This window comes from Desulfobaculum xiamenense, from assembly GCF_011927665.1.
Taxonomy (GTDB): Bacteria; Desulfobacterota; Desulfovibrionia; order Desulfovibrionales; family Desulfovibrionaceae; genus Desulfobaculum; species Desulfobaculum xiamenense.
The window spans coordinates 1,523,496-1,540,734 of sequence record NZ_JAATJA010000001.1 but is presented as its reverse complement, the minus strand read 5'-3'; the positions used below and the strand labels follow the sequence as shown (position 1 = coordinate 1,540,734).

General features: G+C 64.8%; 17 protein-coding genes and 1 tRNA gene. 9 read left to right on the top strand and 9 right to left on the bottom strand.

Annotation, left to right across the window (positions count from 1 at the left end; translation table 11 throughout):
* Window positions 1–419: 419 nt before the first annotated feature.
* Window positions 420–1,163: a YkgJ family cysteine cluster protein gene (locus tag GGQ74_RS07020; RefSeq protein WP_167940781.1), complete on the top strand. Its 744-nt coding sequence runs from the start codon at window positions 420–422 to the stop codon at window positions 1,161–1,163.
* A 29-nt stretch (window positions 1,164–1,192) separates the two neighbouring features.
* On the opposite strand, the gene GGQ74_RS07015 is transcribed toward GGQ74_RS07020, so the two are convergent.
* Window positions 1,193–1,678 carry a VOC family protein gene (locus tag GGQ74_RS07015; protein ID WP_167940780.1) on the bottom strand — a complete coding sequence of 162 codons (486 nt, stop codon included), beginning with the start codon at window positions 1,676–1,678 and terminating at the stop codon, window positions 1,193–1,195.
* A 198-nt stretch (window positions 1,679–1,876) separates the two neighbouring features.
* On the opposite strand from GGQ74_RS07015, the gene selB reads away from it, so the two are divergent.
* Complete coding sequence (selB, locus tag GGQ74_RS07010; RefSeq protein WP_167940779.1) at window positions 1,877–3,784, top strand: selenocysteine-specific translation elongation factor; 1,908 nt, start codon at window positions 1,877–1,879, stop codon at window positions 3,782–3,784.
* A 75-nt stretch (window positions 3,785–3,859) separates the two neighbouring features.
* Here selB and GGQ74_RS07005 read toward each other — a convergent pair whose 3' ends face one another.
* On the bottom strand, window positions 3,860–4,348 hold the full coding sequence (locus GGQ74_RS07005; RefSeq protein WP_167940778.1) for a hypothetical protein: 489 nt from the start codon (window positions 4,346–4,348) through the stop codon (window positions 3,860–3,862).
* Between the two features lie 316 nt (window positions 4,349–4,664).
* On the opposite strand from GGQ74_RS07005, the gene GGQ74_RS07000 reads away from it, so the two are divergent.
* Window positions 4,665–4,835 carry a hypothetical protein gene (locus GGQ74_RS07000; protein WP_167940777.1) on the top strand — a complete coding sequence of 57 codons (171 nt, stop codon included), beginning with the start codon at window positions 4,665–4,667 and terminating at the stop codon, window positions 4,833–4,835.
* A gap of 73 nt (window positions 4,836–4,908) precedes the next feature.
* Here the strand turns inward: GGQ74_RS07000 and GGQ74_RS06995 are convergent, their stop codons facing one another.
* Window positions 4,909–5,397: a hypothetical protein gene (locus tag GGQ74_RS06995; RefSeq protein ID WP_167940776.1), complete on the bottom strand. Its 489-nt coding sequence runs from the start codon at window positions 5,395–5,397 to the stop codon at window positions 4,909–4,911.
* Window positions 5,398–5,726: 329 nt separating this feature from the next.
* Window positions 5,727–5,802 (bottom strand) — tRNA-His (locus GGQ74_RS06990).
* 85 nt (window positions 5,803–5,887) lie between these two features.
* Between GGQ74_RS06990 and murA the strand changes: the two genes are divergently transcribed.
* Window positions 5,888–7,141 carry a UDP-N-acetylglucosamine 1-carboxyvinyltransferase gene (murA, locus tag GGQ74_RS06985; RefSeq protein WP_167940775.1) on the top strand — a complete coding sequence of 418 codons (1,254 nt, stop codon included), beginning with the start codon at window positions 5,888–5,890 and terminating at the stop codon, window positions 7,139–7,141.
* A 135-nt stretch (window positions 7,142–7,276) separates the two neighbouring features.
* On the opposite strand, the gene GGQ74_RS06980 is transcribed toward murA, so the two are convergent.
* Entirely contained in the window at window positions 7,277–8,218 is a 942-nt protein-coding gene (locus GGQ74_RS06980) for a Gfo/Idh/MocA family protein (protein ID WP_245168137.1), read from the bottom strand.
* A 194-nt stretch (window positions 8,219–8,412) separates the two neighbouring features.
* Between GGQ74_RS06980 and lpxB the strand changes: the two genes are divergently transcribed.
* Complete coding sequence (lpxB, locus tag GGQ74_RS06975; RefSeq protein ID WP_342448588.1) at window positions 8,413–9,570, top strand: lipid-A-disaccharide synthase; 1,158 nt, start codon at window positions 8,413–8,415, stop codon at window positions 9,568–9,570.
* Window positions 9,571–9,599: 29 nt separating this feature from the next.
* Window positions 9,600–12,104 carry a DNA internalization-related competence protein ComEC/Rec2 gene (locus GGQ74_RS06970; RefSeq protein WP_167940773.1) on the top strand — a complete coding sequence of 835 codons (2,505 nt, stop codon included), beginning with the start codon at window positions 9,600–9,602 and terminating at the stop codon, window positions 12,102–12,104.
* Here the strand turns inward: GGQ74_RS06970 and GGQ74_RS06965 are convergent.
* The 4 genes from GGQ74_RS06965 to GGQ74_RS06950 form a co-directional block, all read right to left on the bottom strand.
* On the bottom strand, window positions 12,086–13,108 hold the full coding sequence (locus tag GGQ74_RS06965) for a glycosyltransferase family 2 protein (RefSeq protein WP_167940772.1): 1,023 nt from the start codon (window positions 13,106–13,108) through the stop codon (window positions 12,086–12,088). The genes GGQ74_RS06970 and GGQ74_RS06965 overlap by 19 nt on opposite strands.
* Window positions 13,109–13,218: 110 nt before the next feature.
* The gene (locus GGQ74_RS06960) at window positions 13,219–13,605 is read right to left on the bottom strand and encodes a DUF3568 family protein (protein WP_167940771.1); all 387 of its coding nucleotides are present in this window, start codon (window positions 13,603–13,605) and stop codon (window positions 13,219–13,221) included.
* A gap of 191 nt (window positions 13,606–13,796) precedes the next feature.
* Window positions 13,797–14,696, bottom strand: coding sequence for a PP-loop family protein (locus GGQ74_RS06955; RefSeq protein ID WP_167940770.1), 900 nt, complete (start codon window positions 14,694–14,696; stop codon window positions 13,797–13,799).
* Window positions 14,697–14,700: 4 nt separating this feature from the next.
* A complete protein-coding gene (locus GGQ74_RS06950) occupies window positions 14,701–14,898 on the bottom strand; it encodes a hypothetical protein (protein ID WP_167940769.1) in 198 nt (65 codons plus the stop codon).
* Window positions 14,899–15,116: 218 nt separating this feature from the next.
* Here GGQ74_RS06950 and GGQ74_RS06945 point away from each other — a divergent pair, with 218 nt between their 5' ends.
* The 3 genes from GGQ74_RS06945 to trpS all read left to right on the top strand — a co-directional run bounded on the left by GGQ74_RS06945 (window position 15,117) and on the right by trpS (window position 17,233).
* Window positions 15,117–15,482, top strand: a complete 366-nt coding sequence (locus tag GGQ74_RS06945; RefSeq protein ID WP_167940768.1) for a response regulator — start codon at window positions 15,117–15,119, stop codon at window positions 15,480–15,482.
* A 112-nt stretch (window positions 15,483–15,594) separates the two neighbouring features.
* Window positions 15,595–16,227, top strand: a complete 633-nt coding sequence (locus GGQ74_RS06940; protein ID WP_342448587.1) for a site-2 protease family protein — start codon at window positions 15,595–15,597, stop codon at window positions 16,225–16,227.
* Between the two features lie 10 nt (window positions 16,228–16,237).
* Window positions 16,238–17,233: a tryptophan--tRNA ligase gene (gene trpS, locus GGQ74_RS06935; RefSeq protein WP_167940766.1), complete on the top strand. Its 996-nt coding sequence runs from the start codon at window positions 16,238–16,240 to the stop codon at window positions 17,231–17,233.
* The last annotated feature ends 6 nt before the right edge of the window (window positions 17,234–17,239 follow it).

Here is a 17,239-nt window from a genome sequence, read left to right as displayed (position 1 = left end):
GAGTGCAGAGCCTGCCGGGCATGACGTCCGGGGCCGTCGCGGCGTGGCTGGACGTCAAGGATAGCACATCGGCGGCGTTGAGGACCACAGGGGAAAGGCGGGCGGGGGCGGGGATGCGGGAACGCTCGGCTGTCGATGTAGACGGGGGGCGCATTGCGCCGGATGTCGGAAATTGCGCTGAAAGAAAAAAAGCGCGGCGTACGCCGAAGGGATATGCGCAAACGCTGCGAGCGCATGCCGGGCAACAGTTTCGGCAGGATATACGTTTTCGGATACTAAGTTGTTGTCAGGCTTCACAAAAATTGCGGGGCGTCCTATGGTGGGCCTAAAATCATGTGCCGATCCGGCATTCCCGCCGTGTGCGTTTCGGGCACGGGACGCGGGAGCGTAGCCGGGTCGGGGAAAGCCCCGGAGGAATCATGGACGGTAAGGCAAGACTGTTCCTGACTCGTGAGGAGGCCGTGGAGGCCATCCGTATCGATTTCGAACAGTATGCCCCCCAGCTTGGTTTGTTTGCCTCGCTGTATCCCTTGGTCGCGGACGGTGCCGCGAGCGTGGGACAAAGAGACGGCGTCAAGGGAATCAGCATCACCCGCACCAACGGAGGCCGGGATTTCATCCCCGGCGACGAGGCAGGGCAACGCATCTGGGATGCGCTGTGCCGCGCGAAGCTCGACCTTGCCGAGCTTGCGCGGGTGTGTGGAAAGGTGTTCTGGGGACCGACGGAGGTTGGGCCAGAGTGCCCGGGAGGCGAGCGGGGTATCTGGCTTGAGACCGGGGTGGAACGCTTCCGGTGTCGCCGGTGCGGAACCTGCTGCTTCACCCTCGATTTTCGCTGCGAATGCACGCAGGATGACCTCGCCCGCTGGAAGGCCAACGGGCGCGAGGACATCATGGAGTGGGTGGGCGACGTGTTCGTTGACGGCCAGTGGTTGCGCAACCGTTTGTGGGTGCGCCCCGGCACGCATCTGCCCGTCGAATACTGCCCGTGGATGGTTCAGCGTCCGGACGGCGGGTATTCCTGCGGTATTCAGGACGTGAAGCCTGACGTCTGCCGCGACTATCCGGGCAGCGTGAAGCACGGCGCGCTCACCGGCTGCAACTTCTTCGCGGACGAGCAGCGCTGCTACCGCGAAATGGACAAGATTCGCGAGGAGTCCTGATCCTCGCGCGAATGGCTCGACGCTTCGCCTCAGCGCGGAGCGTCGAGCGCCTGAATCATCTCGATGGGCAGCATGGTCCGTGCTGCCGTCTCCTGCGCCGAAAGTCCCTGCGCGAGGAAGCGCCGCGCCACGAAGGGCATCGGCTCGCCGAACTCCACGACATGGCCGTCCGGGTCCAGCACGCGGAAGTTGCGCTGTCCCCACGGTTCCTCGCGGATGGGGTGCACCGCCTCGATGGCCTCGGCGGTGAGGCGCTCCCACGTCGCATCCAGTTCTTCTGTCTCGAAATACATTTCGAAATTTTTGCGTCCCTGCGCCTCGGTCGTTTTTACAGGCGTCTCGCCGAAGATCGTCTCCCGCGCGGCGGATGCCTGCCACAGCGAGAATCCCCTGTATGCCGCGTAGGCGTCCCCCACGGCGAAAAGCAGGCTCTGGCCGAGAATGTCGCCGTAGAAGCGGCGCGATGCCGCAAGGTCACTGACGAAGACGGCTGGTCCCTCGAAGCTGGGTGTCATGGCGTTCCTCCTTTTATCATGCAAATACGGTAGACTATCCGTTGGTGGTGCGCCAGTCCAGAGTGCTGCGCCGGGATGGGCGGTCGGTTTCGTCGAGGGCGCATGCCATGGCTTGAGCGGGGCGCGTTTTTACCATAGAAGGAAGGACTTGCGACTAACGAGAGCATCGGGGCGCGCCCCGTGAAGGAGTTCTGGAACATGCCTGTCATCATGGGCACGGCTGGTCATATCGACCATGGAAAGACCACGCTGGTGAAAGCCTTGACCGGCATCGACTGCGACCGGCTGGCCGAGGAGAAGAAGCGCGGCATCACCATCGAACTCGGCTTTGCCCACTGGGACATGCCCGGCGGGCAGCGCCTCGGCATCATCGACATGCCCGGGCACGAGCGGTTCGTGAAGAATATGGTGGCCGGCGCGTCCGGCGTGGACTTCGTGGTGCTGGTCATCGCCGCCGACGAGGGCGTCATGCCGCAGACGCGCGAGCATCTGGAAATCTGCACGCTGCTTGGCGTCACGCGCGGCATCGTCGCGCTGACCAAGGCCGACATGGTCGACGAGCAGTGGATGGAACTGGTGCGCGAGGATGTGGCCGGGTTCCTTGAAGGGACTTTTCTCGAAGATGCGCCGCTCGTCGCCGTTTCCGCCCATACCGGCGCGGGGCTGGAGGAACTGCGCACCGTGGTGGCCGACATGGCCGCGAGCTTCGGCGAGCGACCGCGCACTGATCTCTTCCGCCTGCCCATCGACCGCGTGTTCACCATGCGCGGACATGGCACCGTGGTCACCGGCACCCTTGTTTCGGGGAGCGTGAAGGTCGGCGACGAGGTGGAGATCAGCCCCCGAGGTCTCATGAGCAAGGTGCGTGGTCTTCAGGGCCACGGCGAGAGCGAGGATGCCGCCTCGGCGGGGCGACGCACCGCCATGAACCTTGCGGGACTCGAAGTGGACGACCTGGAGCGCGGGATGGTTGTGAGCCGTCCGGGAACGCTCTTTCCGGCCAACGAATGGGACGTGGAGCTGACTTATCTCGCCTCGGCGGGCAAGGAACTCAAGCACCGCAAGGAACTGCACCTGCACCACGGCACGCGGGAGGTCATGGCCCGCATTCATCTTTTCGATCGCGACGCGCTGCGCCCCGGCGAGACGGCCCTGTGCCGCCTGCGCTTCGACGACCCCATGGCCGCCGTGTATGGCGACCGCGTGGTGCTGCGCTCCTTCTCGCCGCTTCGGACCATTGCGGGCGGGCGCATCATCAATCCCATCGCGCGCAAGGCCCGGCGCTTCACGGATGAGACCATGGAGCGCCTCGCGCTACTGGCGTCCGGGAGTCCCGAGGATCTCGTGCGGACGCAGCTTGCGCTGGCCGGGATCGAAGGCGCGAGCTTCGCGCGGCTCATGGTGCTGACGGCGTTCGACACGCGCACGCTGGACAAGCTGCTCCAGCAGCTTATGAGCCGAGGCGACGTGTTTCTGGTGGACCGCGAGGCGCGGCTGTATGTGTCCGGCGACGTGGCCGGTGCGCTGTGCGACGGAGCCGAGGCCGCCATTGCCGCCTACCACAAGGCCGAACCCATGAAGCAGGGCATCGTGCGCGGCGAGTTGGCCTCCTCGTGGGGCCGCGCGCTTTCGGAGCGGCTGTTCCACTTCGTGGTGGAGCGGCTGGTGAAGCAGGGCCGCGCCGTGGCCGAGGCCGAAACGCTTCGTCTGCCGCAGCACAAGGTGTCCCTTGCGGCGGATCAGTCCCGTCTGCGTGAGACAGTGCTTGCGGCCTATGCCGCCGGTGGCGAGGCTCCGCCCAACGTGCGCGACGTGCTGGAGCCGCTGGGGCTGGTCTTCAAGGACGCGGCTGCCGTGTTCCGACTGCTGGTGGAGCAGGGCGAGCTGGTCAAGATCAAGGAAGACATGTACTTCCACGCTCCGGCCATCCACGGCCTGCGCGACAGGGTGGTGGCCTTCCTGCGCGAGAAGGGCGAGATGGGCGCTCCCGAGTTCAAGGACCTGACGGGCATGTCGCGCAAGTTTGCCATTCCGGTCATGGAGTATCTGGACAAGGAGAAGGTGACCATGCGCGTGGGGGACAAGCGCGTTCTGCGCGGCGCGTAGGGCTTGCGAGTTTGGCTTTTTGGCGGCGGCTTCCGTTCATGGCGGGAGCCGCCTTTTTCGTGGTTGGCTGTCGCGTCAGCGTGGAGCCGGGAAGCCGTGCAGGGCGGAAATGGTGATGATGCGCGGGCCAGAGCCGGAGTCGAGTCGTTCGAGGCGATGATAGCGCTCCACGCAGTCCCGTACGGCACGGGTAATGGAGTCCGGGAGACTGGCGCGGCGGACGGTCCGGGGGCGCAGGGTCACGGCGTCGCCGTCCTTCATGTCGAGGGAGAGCGTGAAGATGGGCAGCAGCCCCTCTCGGCCGGGACCGGCCGACTCGTGCGTGGCGGCGATGGATATCTGCGCGTCCCTGATGAGGTCGCCATGGGCGGCCAGCGCCTCTTCAACTGCATTCATGTCCTCGGGGGCAAGCAGAAACGGGCATCCGGGTTCGGGATAGGTCACGGAAAGCGGCACAGTGGCTCGCACCAGTTTTTCGCCGATGTGGATCAGGCCGAAATACTGGAGAAAAAGCGGGATGAGCAGGGTGCACACCGCGCCGAGTATGATTGCCAGTGTTCTCATTGCGTGTTGTTGGTTGAGCAATCACTATAGCCGGGAATGCGCGCTGTGTCGCCACATTTGGGCGATACACGTTGCTGGTGCTAGCAACGGTTGCGACAGCATCTCTGATGACGTACGGCATGGCACCTTGTGCAGAACGTGCGGTGATGCTTGTCTTTTCGTTCTTGGCGGGGTAGATGGGCCTAAAGGGTTGTTTAATATTTTCGATCACCTGCAACACGATGGTTCTGCCGCCTTGACCGTGATGAGAGTTGGCCGCGTTTCGGCCCGATTTACAACCAATCCGAGGGTTTACCGGGATGGAGTCAGACACCGCATGATGGTGGCGTCTCCGGAGATGTATGAAACGTTCATTCAGGAAAACGGGTTCTGGCGGGAAGGTGCATTCGAGGACCGGGACCTGCGCGAGAATTTCGTCGTCCTGCAGGATTCCCACGAGGCGTGGAGCATCTTTTCGCAGGCCTTGAAGGAAGTGGGCTACCTCTAGCCCCGCATGATGCGTGATGTGTCGGCCGGTCTATGGACCGGCTTTTTTTTGCCCCTCGCCTCGCGGTGGTCGGTCAGGAGATGATGATGGAGCGCATGCGGTTTGTGGAGGATTTCTCCATGGCGCGTTGGTAGGCGGCCACGCCGCGGTCGATGTCGCGGACGATGCCGGAGGTGAGGTCGGGCGTTTTGGTCTGGCGGCTGCGGATTTCGATGTTGTCGCCGGAGTGGGTGCGCATGGCGATGGTGTAGGCGGCCATGCGTACGGTTGGCGTGGCGTCGAGTCCGGCCGAAAGGGCGCTTGCGTCGGCGAGGAAGATGTCCGCGTGCGCGAGGATGGCCTCGTGGCTGTTGAGCGCGCGGGTGAGGGCTGTGGTGTCGAGTGCCTCGCGCAGGCCGTCGGTAGCCGGGGCGCAGTGAATTTCGTGCGCCACGCGCGCGACAGGCACGAAGCTTGTCGGTCCGCCCGATGCGAAGCGCAGGTCGAGGCGGTTGGGCATGAGGAGGATGAGTCCTACAACGGTCAGCAGGATGGCCGCTGCGAGAATCGCGGCGAGACGCATGGGCATGTCCTGAACGTGTGTCGAGTGGTGGAAACGGATGAAGAGATGCAACCGGATGCGGGATCAATACATGAGATGAACGATTCGGGCAAGTTGCACGGTGGCTGCCGTGGCGCGGGATGCTGTCCGTCCGGTGCGCTTTGCGGCGGCGTCCCTTGGCGGCGTGGGGAGGCATGCATCCCGTAGTTGACAAAATCGGCCCGTGCAATAAAAGTCCGTTTGGCCGACGGGCGCCGGGCTTCATGCGCGGCAGGTGGTCCTTCGCAGCGGTGACAACCGGCGAAGGGCAACAAAAAAGCCCCGTCGAAAGACGGGGCCTTAATGTCGGCTGGGGTGGGTGATGGGACTTGAACCCACGGCCACTTGGGCCACAACCAAGTGCTCTGCCAACTGAGCTACACCCACCGTGTGTGGAGGCACTGATAGACAAGGACGGCCTCGCGGTCAAGCAATTTTAGCGATTGGATCAAAAAAAGGCGAAGATTTTTTTATGGAAAAACTCATCATCGAGGGCGGTCGTCCCCTGGAAGGGCGGATTCGGGTCAGCGGTTCCAAGAATGCGGCGCTGCCGATCCTCATGGCCAGTCTGGCCGTTGACGGCCCCGTGACCTATACCAATGTTCCCAATCTGCGGGATATCAATACCACCCTGCGGCTTCTCGAACTTCTCGGTTGTGCGACGACCTTCGAAAATGGCGTGGTGACGGTCACCCCCGGCACGCTCGTGCCCGAGGCTCCGTACGAGCTGGTCAAGACCATGCGCGCCTCCGTGCTCTGCCTCGGTCCGCTTCTGGCCCGGCTGTGCGAGGCGCGGGTGTCCCTGCCCGGCGGCTGCGCCATCGGCTCGCGCCCCGTGGACCTGCACATCAAGGCGCTGGAGAAGATGGGCGCGACCTTCGACCTCGACGCCGGATACATCTATGGAAAGTGCGACGGCCTGCACGGCGCGCATATCCAGTTCGACTTCCCCACCGTGGGCGGCACCGAGAACCTGCTCATGGCCGCTGCGCTGGCCGAGGGCGAGACCGTGCTCATCAACGCCGCGCGCGAGCCGGAAGTGGTCGATCTGGCCAACTTCCTTATCGCCTGCGGTGCGAAGATCTCCGGCCACGGCACCAGCATCATCACCATCGAGGGCGTGAAGCGTCTGTCGGGCTGCGAGTACCGCATCATGCCCGACCGCATCGAGGCCGGAACCTACCTCTGCGCCGCCGCCATCACCGACGGCGAGATATTCCTTGAGGACTGCCCCGTGTTCGAGCTGGAGGCCGTCATCGCCAAGCTGCGCGAGATGGGCGTGTACATCGAGGAGCGCGAGGGCGGCGTGCTGGCCCGGCGCAACGGCGGCGGCATCCATGGCGTGGACGTGGTGACCCTGCCGTTCCCCGGCTTCCCCACGGACATGCAGGCCCAGCTGATGGCCCTCATGTGCCTCGCCAAGGGATCTGGCATGATCAAGGAAACCATCTTCGAGAACCGATTCATGCACGTGCAGGAACTCAAGCGCATGGGCGCGAGCATCACTCTGGACGGACGTTCGGCCATGGTGCGCGGCGTGGCCGGGCTGATCGGCGCTCCGGTCATGGCGTCGGACCTGCGTGCTAGCGCCTCGCTGGTGCTGGCCGGTCTGGCCGCCGAGGGCACCACCGAGGTCCAGCGCATCTATCACCTCGACCGTGGCTACGAGAACATCGAGCAGAAGCTCGAAGCCGTGGGCGCACGCATCCGTCGCGAACAGGAATAGCCGACGCGGGCGGGGTGGGGCGGCCACGCCGCCTTGCCCCGCGCCGTCGTCATGCGGATAGGAAAAGGCCCCCCGTCGCGTGTGCGGCGGGGGGCCTTTATCGTCTTGGAAATGCCGTGGCGGCGGGCGCTGGCCCTACTTCGCGGCGGGCGCGTCGAGAACGCGCTCGATGGTTTCGAGCACGTACAGGCCGTCGCGGCCGGTGATGGGCAGTTCGTGGCCCTCGCGCAGCGCGTCGAGGAAGGCGCGCAGTTCCAGCGGTACCGGCTCGCGGAACATGACCGGCCACTCGCGGACCATGTAGTGGGCGTCGTAGCCCTCGAATTTGCTGTACTCCTTGACCTCCTGGGTGACCAGATTGGCGCGGATGTACTTGGTCTTGGTGGCCACGCTGATGCAGCGCGACTTGTAGGGCGTGACCCAGTTGGTGTTGATCTGGGCGAGCACGCCATTGGTCATCTGGGCGGTGATGAGCGCGGAGTCCTCATGCTTGCCCATGGTCGAGGACGTGACGGCGAAGACCTTCTCGTACTCGGAGCCGGTGATGAAGCGGATGAGGTCGATGTCGTGGGAGCCGAGGTCCTTGATGACGCCCACGTCCTGAATGCGGGGCGGATAGGGACCGACGCGCTCGATGTTGATGGAGATGACGTCCTCGCCCTCCACCAGTTCCTTCACGCGGCGCACGGCCTGATTGAAGCGCTCGATGTGGCCGACCATGAGCGGCAGGCCTTTTTCCTGCGCCTTCTCGATGAGCTGGCGACCCTCGGCGGCGGAGGCGGCCAGCGGCTTCTCGATGAGCAGCGGGATGTCCTTCTCCATGACCTTGAGGCCCACGGGGAGATGGTACACGGTGGGCACGCACACGCTCACCGCGTCCAGCGGCTGGGCGAGAAGCTCGTCGAGGTCGGAATAGGTCTTCACGCCGAAGCGCTCGCGCACCTCGGCCAGTGTCTTCTCGTCGGTGTCCATGACACCGACCACTTCGACGTCGGCCATCTCGGAGTAGACCCGGAGATGGATCTTGCCCATCCATCCGAGACCGATAACGCCGACACGCATGGTCTTCTTGCTCATTTGTCCTGCTCGCTTGAATGATGCCCTGTCGGGCGTTCGAATAGGATGATCGTCCGTCTCCGGGGGTCCGTTTCCGGGCAGCGGCGGTGGGCGGGCGTCGTCATTGTCATCGCGAAACATTTCGCTTATTGGTGCGGTGGCGTGTAACAAATTTTCCGCGCCCTGCCAAAGATTGAATTCGTATGGAAAAGATGATGGAAAAACGCGGTATTGGAAAGACGATCTGGATCAGCGCTGGCGAGGCATCGGGCGACATGCACGGTGCGCTTCTGCTTGCGGCCCTGCGGGAACGCGGCGTGGCCTCGGGCCTTGGGGGCATGCGCTTCACCGGCATGGGTGGCCCGGCCATGGAGGCCGCAGGCTTCGACAAGGCCTTCGACATCGGCGAGCTGTCCCTCATGGGGCTGACCGAGGTGCTGGCGCATCTGCCGCGCATCCTCGGCCTCATGCGCCGCATGTATCGCCGCATGCGCGTCGAGCGCCCGGCGGCGGTGGTCTGCATCGATTCGCCGGATTTCAATTTCTTCGTGGTGCGCATGGCGCGGCGGCTGGGAATCCCGGTCTTCTACTACATCTGTCCGCAGGTGTGGGCGTGGCGCACGGGGCGGGTGAACTTCCTGCGCGAGAAGGTCGAGCGCGTGCTGTGCATTCTGCCCTTCGAAAAGCCATTCCTCGCCCGGCACGGCTTGGAGGCCGACTATGTTGGCCATCCGCTCACGGATCAGATTCCCCTTGCGGAGCTTGACGCCATGTCGCCGGAGCCGGGCCGTGTGCTCATCCTGCCTGGCAGCCGCCGCAAGGAGATCGGCTCTCTGTACGACGAATTTATCGCCGCCGCACGGCTCATGCGCGAGGCCCGGCCGGAGCTGACCTTTGCGGTGGTGCGCGCGCCCGGCGTTGCGCGCGAGACGCTCGCGGCGCACCTGCCTGACGATTTCCCCGTGGAACTTCTCGAACCGGAAGCGCGCTACCGCGAGATGCGCCGCGCCGAGGCGATCATTGCCGCATCGGGCACGGTGACCCTTGAAACCGCGCTGGTGGGCACGCCCACGGTGGTGGCCTATCGCCTGTCGCCCATGACCTTCGCCGTGGGGCGGATGATCGTCGATGTGCCGTTCATCAGCCTGCCCAATCTCATCCTTGGCGAAGAGGTCTTCCCTGAACTGTTGCAGGAGGACGCTTGCGCGCGCGTGGTGGCCGAGCGGACCCTCGCCATGCTCGAACCAGAGCGGGGCCGGGCCGTTCGCGGCAGTCTGGCGCGGTTGCGTGAGCTGGTGGGAGAACCGGGCGCGCCGGAGCGGGCCGCGTCCATCATTCTTGAACGCCTGCGCGGGGCGGCCTCGGGCGCGTAAACCGTTCCGGACCGCCCACGGGAGGGGGCATGGACGCATACGGGCAGGACGCGCGAGGCGCAGCGCCGACCGTGCCGGGGCTTGTGCCGTGGCAGGTGCTCTTCCTCGCGTTGACGTTCGGACTCTTCGCCCCCCGCCAGCCGCTGGCCGCTGCGTGCGCGCTGGCGCTCCTCGTTGCCTTTTCCGATTTCCCCCGGCGGATGGTCTTCCGCGCTTTTCCTCTCCTTATCGGCTTCGGCGTCGGCTGGTTTCTGGCCAGCGCCGCAATGCCGCACATCCCCACCGATATCCCCACATGGATGCTCGAACGCGAGACCGTCCGCGTGACGGGCCGCGTGGCCGGAACCGAGTCCTGCCCCGGCCGGATGCTGCGCGTGCTCGTTGACGATGCCAGCGTGGTTCGTGCTGGCGGCGAGGTCGTGCCCGTTCCCGGACGCTTCCTGTGGAACTGGCAGTATCCGGCGCAACGCCCCGCACCGGGGGCTGTGGTCTCCGTAACCACGCGCGTGCGCCCGGCAAGGGGCTACCTCAACCCCGGCGGGTGGGACACCGCCTTCCACTGGGCGCGTCAGGGCGTGTTCTGGCGCGGCTGGAGCAGCGGGAGCAAGGGGAATCCGGAGGTCACGGCGCGCGACGACGGGCTTCGGGCGCGGCTGGCGCGGGCGGTTGCCTTCGGCGGTGACGGCGGGAGTGACGTCGGGCAGGGGCGCGCCGTGCTGGCCGCACTGCTCACCGGCGATCGTTTCCACATATCGCAGGAGACGACGGACCTTCTGCGTCGGGCCTCGCTTTCGCACAGCCTTGCGCTGTCGGGCATGCATGTGGGCTTTGCCGCCGGAATCGGCGTGGGATTGGCGTGGCTTGCGGGTTGGCTTGCCCCGTCCATTCTGCTGCGCGTGCCGCGCCCGAAGCTCGCCGTACTGTGCGCCGCGCCCTTCGTGGCCGGGTACGTGTGGCTCGGCGGCGCGTCGCCAAGCCTTGTGCGCGCGGGCATCATGTTCGCGGCCTGGGGCGTACTGCTCTTTGCCGGGCGCGAGCGCGTGCTGCTCGACGGTCTGTTTCTCGCCCTCGCGCTCATTCTGGGCGTAAGTCCTCTGTCCGCATACGATCTCGGCCTACAGATGTCGGCCTGCGCCGTCGCGGGCATCGCCGTGTTCGGGTCGCCCCTGTGGTGCGTCGTCGAGAAGGCGTGCGAACGCGTGGCGCGCGGCGCGGCGGGGCTGCGGCCCGTCCGGCATGGCGACGGCTACGGCAGGCGGAGCCTTATCGAACGCATCCTGCGCGGGGTGTGTGGCATCCTGATCATGAGCGTGTGCGCCAATCTCGCGCTGTTGCCGCTCATGGCGTGGAATTTTGGGGTGATTCCGCTGGGGTTGCACCTGAATCTTTTGTGGCTACCGCTTCTGGGACTGGTGGTTATACCGCTTGGGCTGTGCGGGCTGGTTCTTTTTCTGCTGCCGGGGCTGGCCGACGTGGCGCAGGTTGTGTTTGGCGCGGCGGCGTGGCTGCTGGACTGCGGCCTTGGGGTGCTCTCGCGGCTCGACGCTGTGGGTGCCATGCCGGAGCTGGCCGTGCTGCGCCCGCTGTGGCCGCAGACCCTCGGCTATGCGCTGGCCTGCGTCGCGGTGGTCTTTGCAGTGAATCGGCTGTCGCGCAGAGCCATGGCCGCCGCGCTGGCGGGGCTGGTCCTGCTCGTTGCGCCGTCACTGGTTCAAGGTGTTGCGGACTCCCACGAGCGTGTGGCCCTTGTGCTCTACGATACGGGGCAGAGTCAGGCGCTGTGCGTGGAATGTCCGGGCGGACGGCGTGTGCTGGTGGACGCCGGAGGCGGCATGCCCGGTTTCGACATCGGGCGGGCGGTGGTCGGTCCGGCCTTGAGCCTTGGGCGTGCGCCGCGCGTTGATCTCGCGGTTTTGAGCCATCCTGATACGGATCACTACCGGGGCTTTACGCACCTGCTGAAGCTCTTCGACATCGGAACATTCGTGGATAGCGGCATCTGGCCCCATGGCGAGGAGGTCGCGGGCCTGCGGGCACTGGTGCGCGAGGCCGGGGTGCCGGAGCGCATCGTGCGCGCCGGAGAGCGTCTCGACCTCGGGCCGGACCTGTGGCTCGACGTGCTGTATCCGGACGAGCGTCGCAAGGCCGGGGGCAACAACGCCTCGCTTGTGCTGCGGCTGGTGTGGAAGGGGCGTGGGCTGGCGCTTTTGCCGGGGGATGTGGAGATTCCAGCCATCGGCGGGCTACTGGCGGGTGGGGCGGACGTACGTTGCGATGTGCTGGTCCTGCCGCATCACGGCAGCCGGAGTAGCTTTTCGCCGGAACTTTATGACCGCGTCGCGCCGAAGCTGGCCATGGCCTCGGCGGGATTCATGAACTATCGCCGCTATCCGAACGCCGAGGTGCGCGAGGCGCTGGCGCAACGCAAGGTGCCGCTTATGACGGTGGCGGACTGTGGGCGGATTCGCGTGGTGTGGGACGGGGCGGATTCTCCGCCGCGCGTGGAGCGGGCAGTCTATGCGGCGGGAAGGTAGTCGCGCCCGATGGCGTAGCCCTGCGCGGCGAGCATGCGGGCGATGCGCTCGCGCGCGCCGCGATTGGCCACGTAGGACAGCATGAAGCAGTGCCCCGGACCGGGCAGATCCTCGTGTGCGATGACCGGGCGGCCGTCGATGACCATGCCGATTTTTTTCGGGTCTACATCCACGTAGGCCGCGATGGCGACGCCGTGGGCGAGGAGCATGTCCGCGCGGCGGCGGGTGGGGCGACCGGCACCGAGCACGTAGACCTCGGGATGCTGCGGATTGTGCGCGGCGAGCCACCGGGCAAGGTAGTGCGCCTTGACGCGGTAGAAGGCCTCGGGATCGTAGCGCGTGTCGTTGCGGGTGAGGCGGGTCGGCGGGTCGTTCCATGTGACGAGGGTCTGCGGGAGCTTTTCCATGCGTACCCCGGCGTCCAGCCAGCGCAGCCACATGTCGTAGTCCTCGGGAAAGTCGCCGTCGCGCGCGCCGCCAAGGCGCTCTGCCAGCTCCGCTCGGAACATCACTGCCGGATTGGCGAAGGGCAGGTCCACGAAGCGGTTGAGGGCGATGTCCTCGGCGCTGACGAGGGTGTTGGTCCAGTCCACATGGTGGGCGTATCCCGCACAGGTTTCCCGGCAGCCGCCAAAGGCCACCCTGCAGGCGACGAGTCCCGTGTCGTGGTTGGCGTCGAGATGTGCGGCCTGAAGGCGTAGGCGTGAGGGATGGCAGACGTCGTCGGCGTCCATGCGGGCGATGTAGCGCCCGGTGGCCTGTGCGATGCCGGTGTTGAAGGCATGGGCCACACCCGCGTGGGGTGCGTTAACGACGTGCAGACGCTCGTCCCGCCGCGCATGGCGGTTCAGGATGTCGGCGGTGTCGTCCGTGGAGCCGTCGTCCACGGCGATGATTTCGAAGTCGTCCATGTCCTGCGCGAGGAGGCTGTCCAGACAGGCCGGAAGGCTCTGGGCGGCGTCGAAGGCGGGCAGGACCACGGAAACGGTGGGGTGTCGCGTCATGATGGTATCCGTCGGGAGCACCATGCATACCCGTTTCGTGCGCCGTTGCCAACGCGAAACGCCCCGGACCGTCGATGCGGACCGGGGCGCGGATGTGCGAGGCGTTCGGCCTAGATGACCGACATGTTCTTGCGGATTTCCTCCAGCAGGCCGCTCAGTTTGTAGACGTCCACCCGGTCGTCGGACTCGAACCTGAGTTCCGAGACGTCCACGGAACGGTAGTGGATGGTGATCTGGATGCTTTCGCCTTCGGATGTGAAGGTCTGGATGACCGCGACGAGGTTGTCCTTTTTGTTGAAGGCCACGGGCAGTTCAAGGGTCTTTAGGGCCTTGAGCACGGCGGCGTGAAGCTCCGTGACGGTGCCCGGTTCCTCCGACGCAAGCTTGCCGAACGTGAAACTGTAGGACGCCCCTTCCGGAACGGGGCCCTTGCCGCATCCTGCGGGAACGAGCATGGCAGCGCAAAGCGCGAGCACGATGAGAGCCGATTTCCGCATTGCCTTCCCCCCTGGGCGTATTGGTTGCCGCAGTGCCGCCGCGTGGCGCATGCGGCAGTTACAGTTTCGGTACCATAAATCTACCTACCTTAAAAAGGTGGGTAGGGCAAGGCGGGGTGCGTAAAAGAAGGGAAAGGATGACGACGCCCCGCGACATGCGGCGGGGCGTCGATCGGTGGCGTGGAAAAGGGCTAGTCCCGCAGTTGTTCCTTGAGACGGCAGATGTTGCACACGCCCGCCGAGGTGGGATAGCCGCAGGATGTGCAGGGGGCGAGGCTGTCGCCGTCGCGCTTCTCGGCGGCCTCGAAGAGCGCCTTGGCGTTCTTGAGGAACGTTTCGTAGAAGCTCAGCTTGCTGCCGGGGCTGTGCTCCTCCAGCGTGTTGAGCAGCTCCTTGCGCACGGGGAAGCTCGCTCCGGCGCTGTAGGGGCACACGGCGGTGCTGTGCTCGATGCCGTTGAAGAAGCAGTAGGCCGCGGTCTCGAATTCCGAGAGGCGGTACAGTGGGCGGTACTTGGGCGCGAAGCCGCCGGAGGCGGGCAGGGCGGGGCTTTGGTCACTCAGGTACGAGACGTCCCAGCGCAGCGTGTTGGCGAGCAGGCGGCCCACCTCGTCATCAAGGTTGTGCCCAGTGCACAGCGCGGTGAAGCCCTCGTCGAGGGCGACCTTGTTGAAATAGTAGCGCTTCACCTTGCCGCATACGGAGCAGATGGGGCGCTTGACCTTGTGCTTGACCTCCGTGATGGACAGGCCTTCCTCGGCCATGGAGACCACCCGTAGCGGTGCGCCGAGGCCCTCGCAGAAGCGCTCCACCATTTGGCGGGCATGGGGCGAGGAGCCGTTGATGGCGAGGTCGATGTGCAGGCCGGTGACGTTATACCCCTGCACGTGCAGTTCGCGGAACAGGGCGAGGGAGTCCTTGCCGCCCGAGAGCGCCACCAGCACGCGGTCGTTTCTGGTGAACATGCGGAAGTGCCGGATGGCACGTTCCACCTGCCGCGAGAAGAACTCGTTGAAGCACTCGGGGCAGAACCCTGCGTGATGGCTGGGCAGGGCTACCTGGGCCGTTTTCTTGCAGCGTGAACACTTCATGCGTCTATCCCCTCGAACCCACCATGCGGATGGTGATGTGATCCTCGTTGTCTATGGTGCGGTCCTGAGTGAGCATTTCGTCGCCGCGGATGATGAGCGCGTCCGTGCGCCGCAGTCCCAGCCTGTTGAGGAGCTGGAGGACGGTGTTTGGCTTCTGGATTTCCCGTGTTTCACCGGCGGGAATGATGTGTATGGTAATCATGTGCTCTCCATAAATCGTACCGGAATGATCAGAATTGCCTGTCTACAGGCATCGGGCGGCAGGTGCAAGCATTTTTCGGCTGCGGCAAATTTCGGATTCCTTTTTCGTGGATTTTGTGGCTAAATTGATGAAACGCGAGACCTGCAACGTGGTCGGTACCGCAAGGTAAACATTTCGGGGCGAGGCCGCAAACGGTCCATTCCGCCCGCGGAGGGGCCATGAGCAAGAGAAAAGTCCTGGTTGTGGACGACGAGAAGCACATCCGCATGCTCTACCAGGAAGAGCTTCAGAACGAAGGCTACGAGGTGGCGACTTCCGATGGCAACGAGGAAATCCTCGACGTGCTCGACCGTGAGACACCCGAGGTCGTCGTCCTCGACATCAAGCTCGGAAACAATCGCTCCGGGCTGGATCTCCTTCAGCAGATTCGCAGCCGGGAGCAGAATCTTCCCGTGATTCTGTGCACCGCGTACGACAGCTTCCAGCATGACCTCAAGTCCATCGCCGCGGACTACTACGTGGTGAAGGCCGTCGATCTCGGCGAGCTGAAGTCCAAGGTTTCCGCAGCACTCGACAACGCATAGCGCGGGCCATGCCCGCGCCCGCATTCCCGATTCGCCACACGCCCGTCGGCTTGCCCCCGGCGGGCGTTCGTGGTAATCCGCAAACCCCATGTTCGACATATCAGAAGCCATAGTGCGAATCGCCATACTGGCGGTTCCCTTTCTGCTCGCCGTGACCTGCCACGAGGTGGCACACGGTCTGGCCGCCTACTGGTACGGCGACCCCACCGCCAAGTTCGCCGGAAGGCTGACCTTCAACCCCATCCGTCACATGGACCCCATGGGGACGCTGGTCTTTCTGCTTACGGCGCTGACCTCGGGCTTCATCATCGGCTGGGCCAAGCCCGTGCCCATCAACCCCCGGAACTTCCGCGACATCCGCAAGGGCATCATCGTGGTTTCCGCAGCGGGCGCGGCCATGAACTTCCTGCTAGCCGTGGCGCTGTACGCCGTCTTCGCGCTCATGCTCGCCTTTCCGCCCGCGCCGGGTGGCATGGGCGAGTTCTTCTTCGTTCCCCTCGTGAACATCGTCCGCTACGGCGTGCTGATCAACGTGATTCTCGGCGTGTTCAATCTGCTGCCCATTCCGCCGCTGGACGGCAGCAAGATTCTGGCCGAGCTTCTGCCGCCGCGACTGGCCTACAAGTACATGCAACTGGAACGCTACGGGTTCATCATCCTGCTGGTGCTGGTCATGACCGGCATGCTCAGGTTCGTCTTCGCGCCCGTACTGTCTGTTCTCGCACCGCTACTGCACATGATCTAGGACCAAAACAATGACGCACAGCAAGAAACGCATCGTCTCCGGCATGCGTCCCACCGGGGCGCTTCATCTTGGCCATTACTTCGGCGTTCTCCGCAACTGGGTGAACCTTCAGGACGAGTACGACTGCTTCTTCTTCGTGGCCGACTGGCACGCGCTGACCAGCGAATACGCCGATCCCCGCAAGATCAAGGGCTTCGTGCCCGGTCTGGTCAAGGATTGGGTGGCCGCCGGTCTCGACCCCGCGCGCTGCGTCATCTTCCAGCAGTCGCAGGTCAAGGCCCACGCCGAACTGCACCTGCTGCTGTCCATGGTCACGCCGCTCGGCTGGCTGGAGCGCTGCCCCACCTACAAGGATCAGAAGGAACAGCTGGCGCAGAAGGACCTCAACACCTACGGTTTCCTCGGCTACCCCGTGCTTATGACCGGCGACATCCTCATGTACAAGCCGGAGTTCGTGCCCGTGGGGCAGGACCAGCTGCCGCACATGGAGCTTTCGCGCGAGATCGCTCGCCGTTTCAACTTCCTGTACGGCGACTTCTTTGTGGAGCCGCAGGCCCTGCTGACCGAGGATTCCAAGCTGCCCGGCCTCGATGGCCGCAAGATGTCCAAGAGCTACGGCAACTCCATTTCGCTTAGCGAGGACATGGACTCCGTGCGTCAGAAGCTCATGACCATGCTCACGGACACCAACCGTCTGCGCAAGGCCGATCCCGGCGATCCCTGTGTGTGCAACCTGTTCCCCTACCACAAGATTCTCACCGACCCCGAGCGTCTGCCCGAGATCGAAGAGGGCTGCCGCAACGCCAGCTGGGGTTGCGTGGACTGCAAGAAGCTGCTGTTTGAATCCATGGAGCGCTTCCTGGCCCCCATCCACGCCCGCCGTCGCGAGCTGGACGAGAATCCCGACCGCGTGTGGGAGATCCTGCGTGACGGCAACCGCCGCGCCGAGGCTGCCGCAAACGAGACCATGGACGCCCTGCGCGCCCACCTCAACTTCGATTTCTAGGCCGGA

Bases quoted from the DNA above. Each gene is read 5' to 3' on its own strand.
- trpS (WP_167940766.1), top strand. From the start codon at position 16,238: ATGACGCACAGCAAGAAACGCATCGTCTCCGGCATGCGTCCCACCGGG.
- selB (WP_167940779.1), top strand. From the start codon at position 1,877: ATGCCTGTCATCATGGGCACGGCTGGTCATATCGACCATGGAAAGACC.
- GGQ74_RS07005 (WP_167940778.1), bottom strand. From the start codon at position 4,348: ATGAGAACACTGGCAATCATACTCGGCGCGGTGTGCACCCTGCTCATC.
- murA (WP_167940775.1), top strand. From the start codon at position 5,888: ATGGAAAAACTCATCATCGAGGGCGGTCGTCCCCTGGAAGGGCGGATT.
- GGQ74_RS06970 (WP_167940773.1), top strand. From the start codon at position 9,600: ATGGACGCATACGGGCAGGACGCGCGAGGCGCAGCGCCGACCGTGCCG.
- GGQ74_RS06980 (WP_245168137.1), bottom strand. From the start codon at position 8,218: ATGAGCAAGAAGACCATGCGTGTCGGCGTTATCGGTCTCGGATGGATG.
- GGQ74_RS06950 (WP_167940769.1), bottom strand. From the start codon at position 14,898: ATGATTACCATACACATCATTCCCGCCGGTGAAACACGGGAAATCCAG.
- lpxB (WP_342448588.1), top strand. From the start codon at position 8,413: ATGGAAAAACGCGGTATTGGAAAGACGATCTGGATCAGCGCTGGCGAG.
- GGQ74_RS07020 (WP_167940781.1), top strand. From the start codon at position 420: ATGGACGGTAAGGCAAGACTGTTCCTGACTCGTGAGGAGGCCGTGGAG.
- GGQ74_RS06965 (WP_167940772.1), bottom strand. From the start codon at position 13,108: ATGACGCGACACCCCACCGTTTCCGTGGTCCTGCCCGCCTTCGACGCC.
- GGQ74_RS06960 (WP_167940771.1), bottom strand. From the start codon at position 13,605: ATGCGGAAATCGGCTCTCATCGTGCTCGCGCTTTGCGCTGCCATGCTC.
- GGQ74_RS07015 (WP_167940780.1), bottom strand. From the start codon at position 1,678: ATGACACCCAGCTTCGAGGGACCAGCCGTCTTCGTCAGTGACCTTGCG.
- GGQ74_RS06955 (WP_167940770.1), bottom strand. From the start codon at position 14,696: ATGAAGTGTTCACGCTGCAAGAAAACGGCCCAGGTAGCCCTGCCCAGC.
- GGQ74_RS06945 (WP_167940768.1), top strand. From the start codon at position 15,117: ATGAGCAAGAGAAAAGTCCTGGTTGTGGACGACGAGAAGCACATCCGC.
- GGQ74_RS06995 (WP_167940776.1), bottom strand. From the start codon at position 5,397: ATGCGTCTCGCCGCGATTCTCGCAGCGGCCATCCTGCTGACCGTTGTA.
- GGQ74_RS07000 (WP_167940777.1), top strand. From the start codon at position 4,665: ATGATGGTGGCGTCTCCGGAGATGTATGAAACGTTCATTCAGGAAAAC.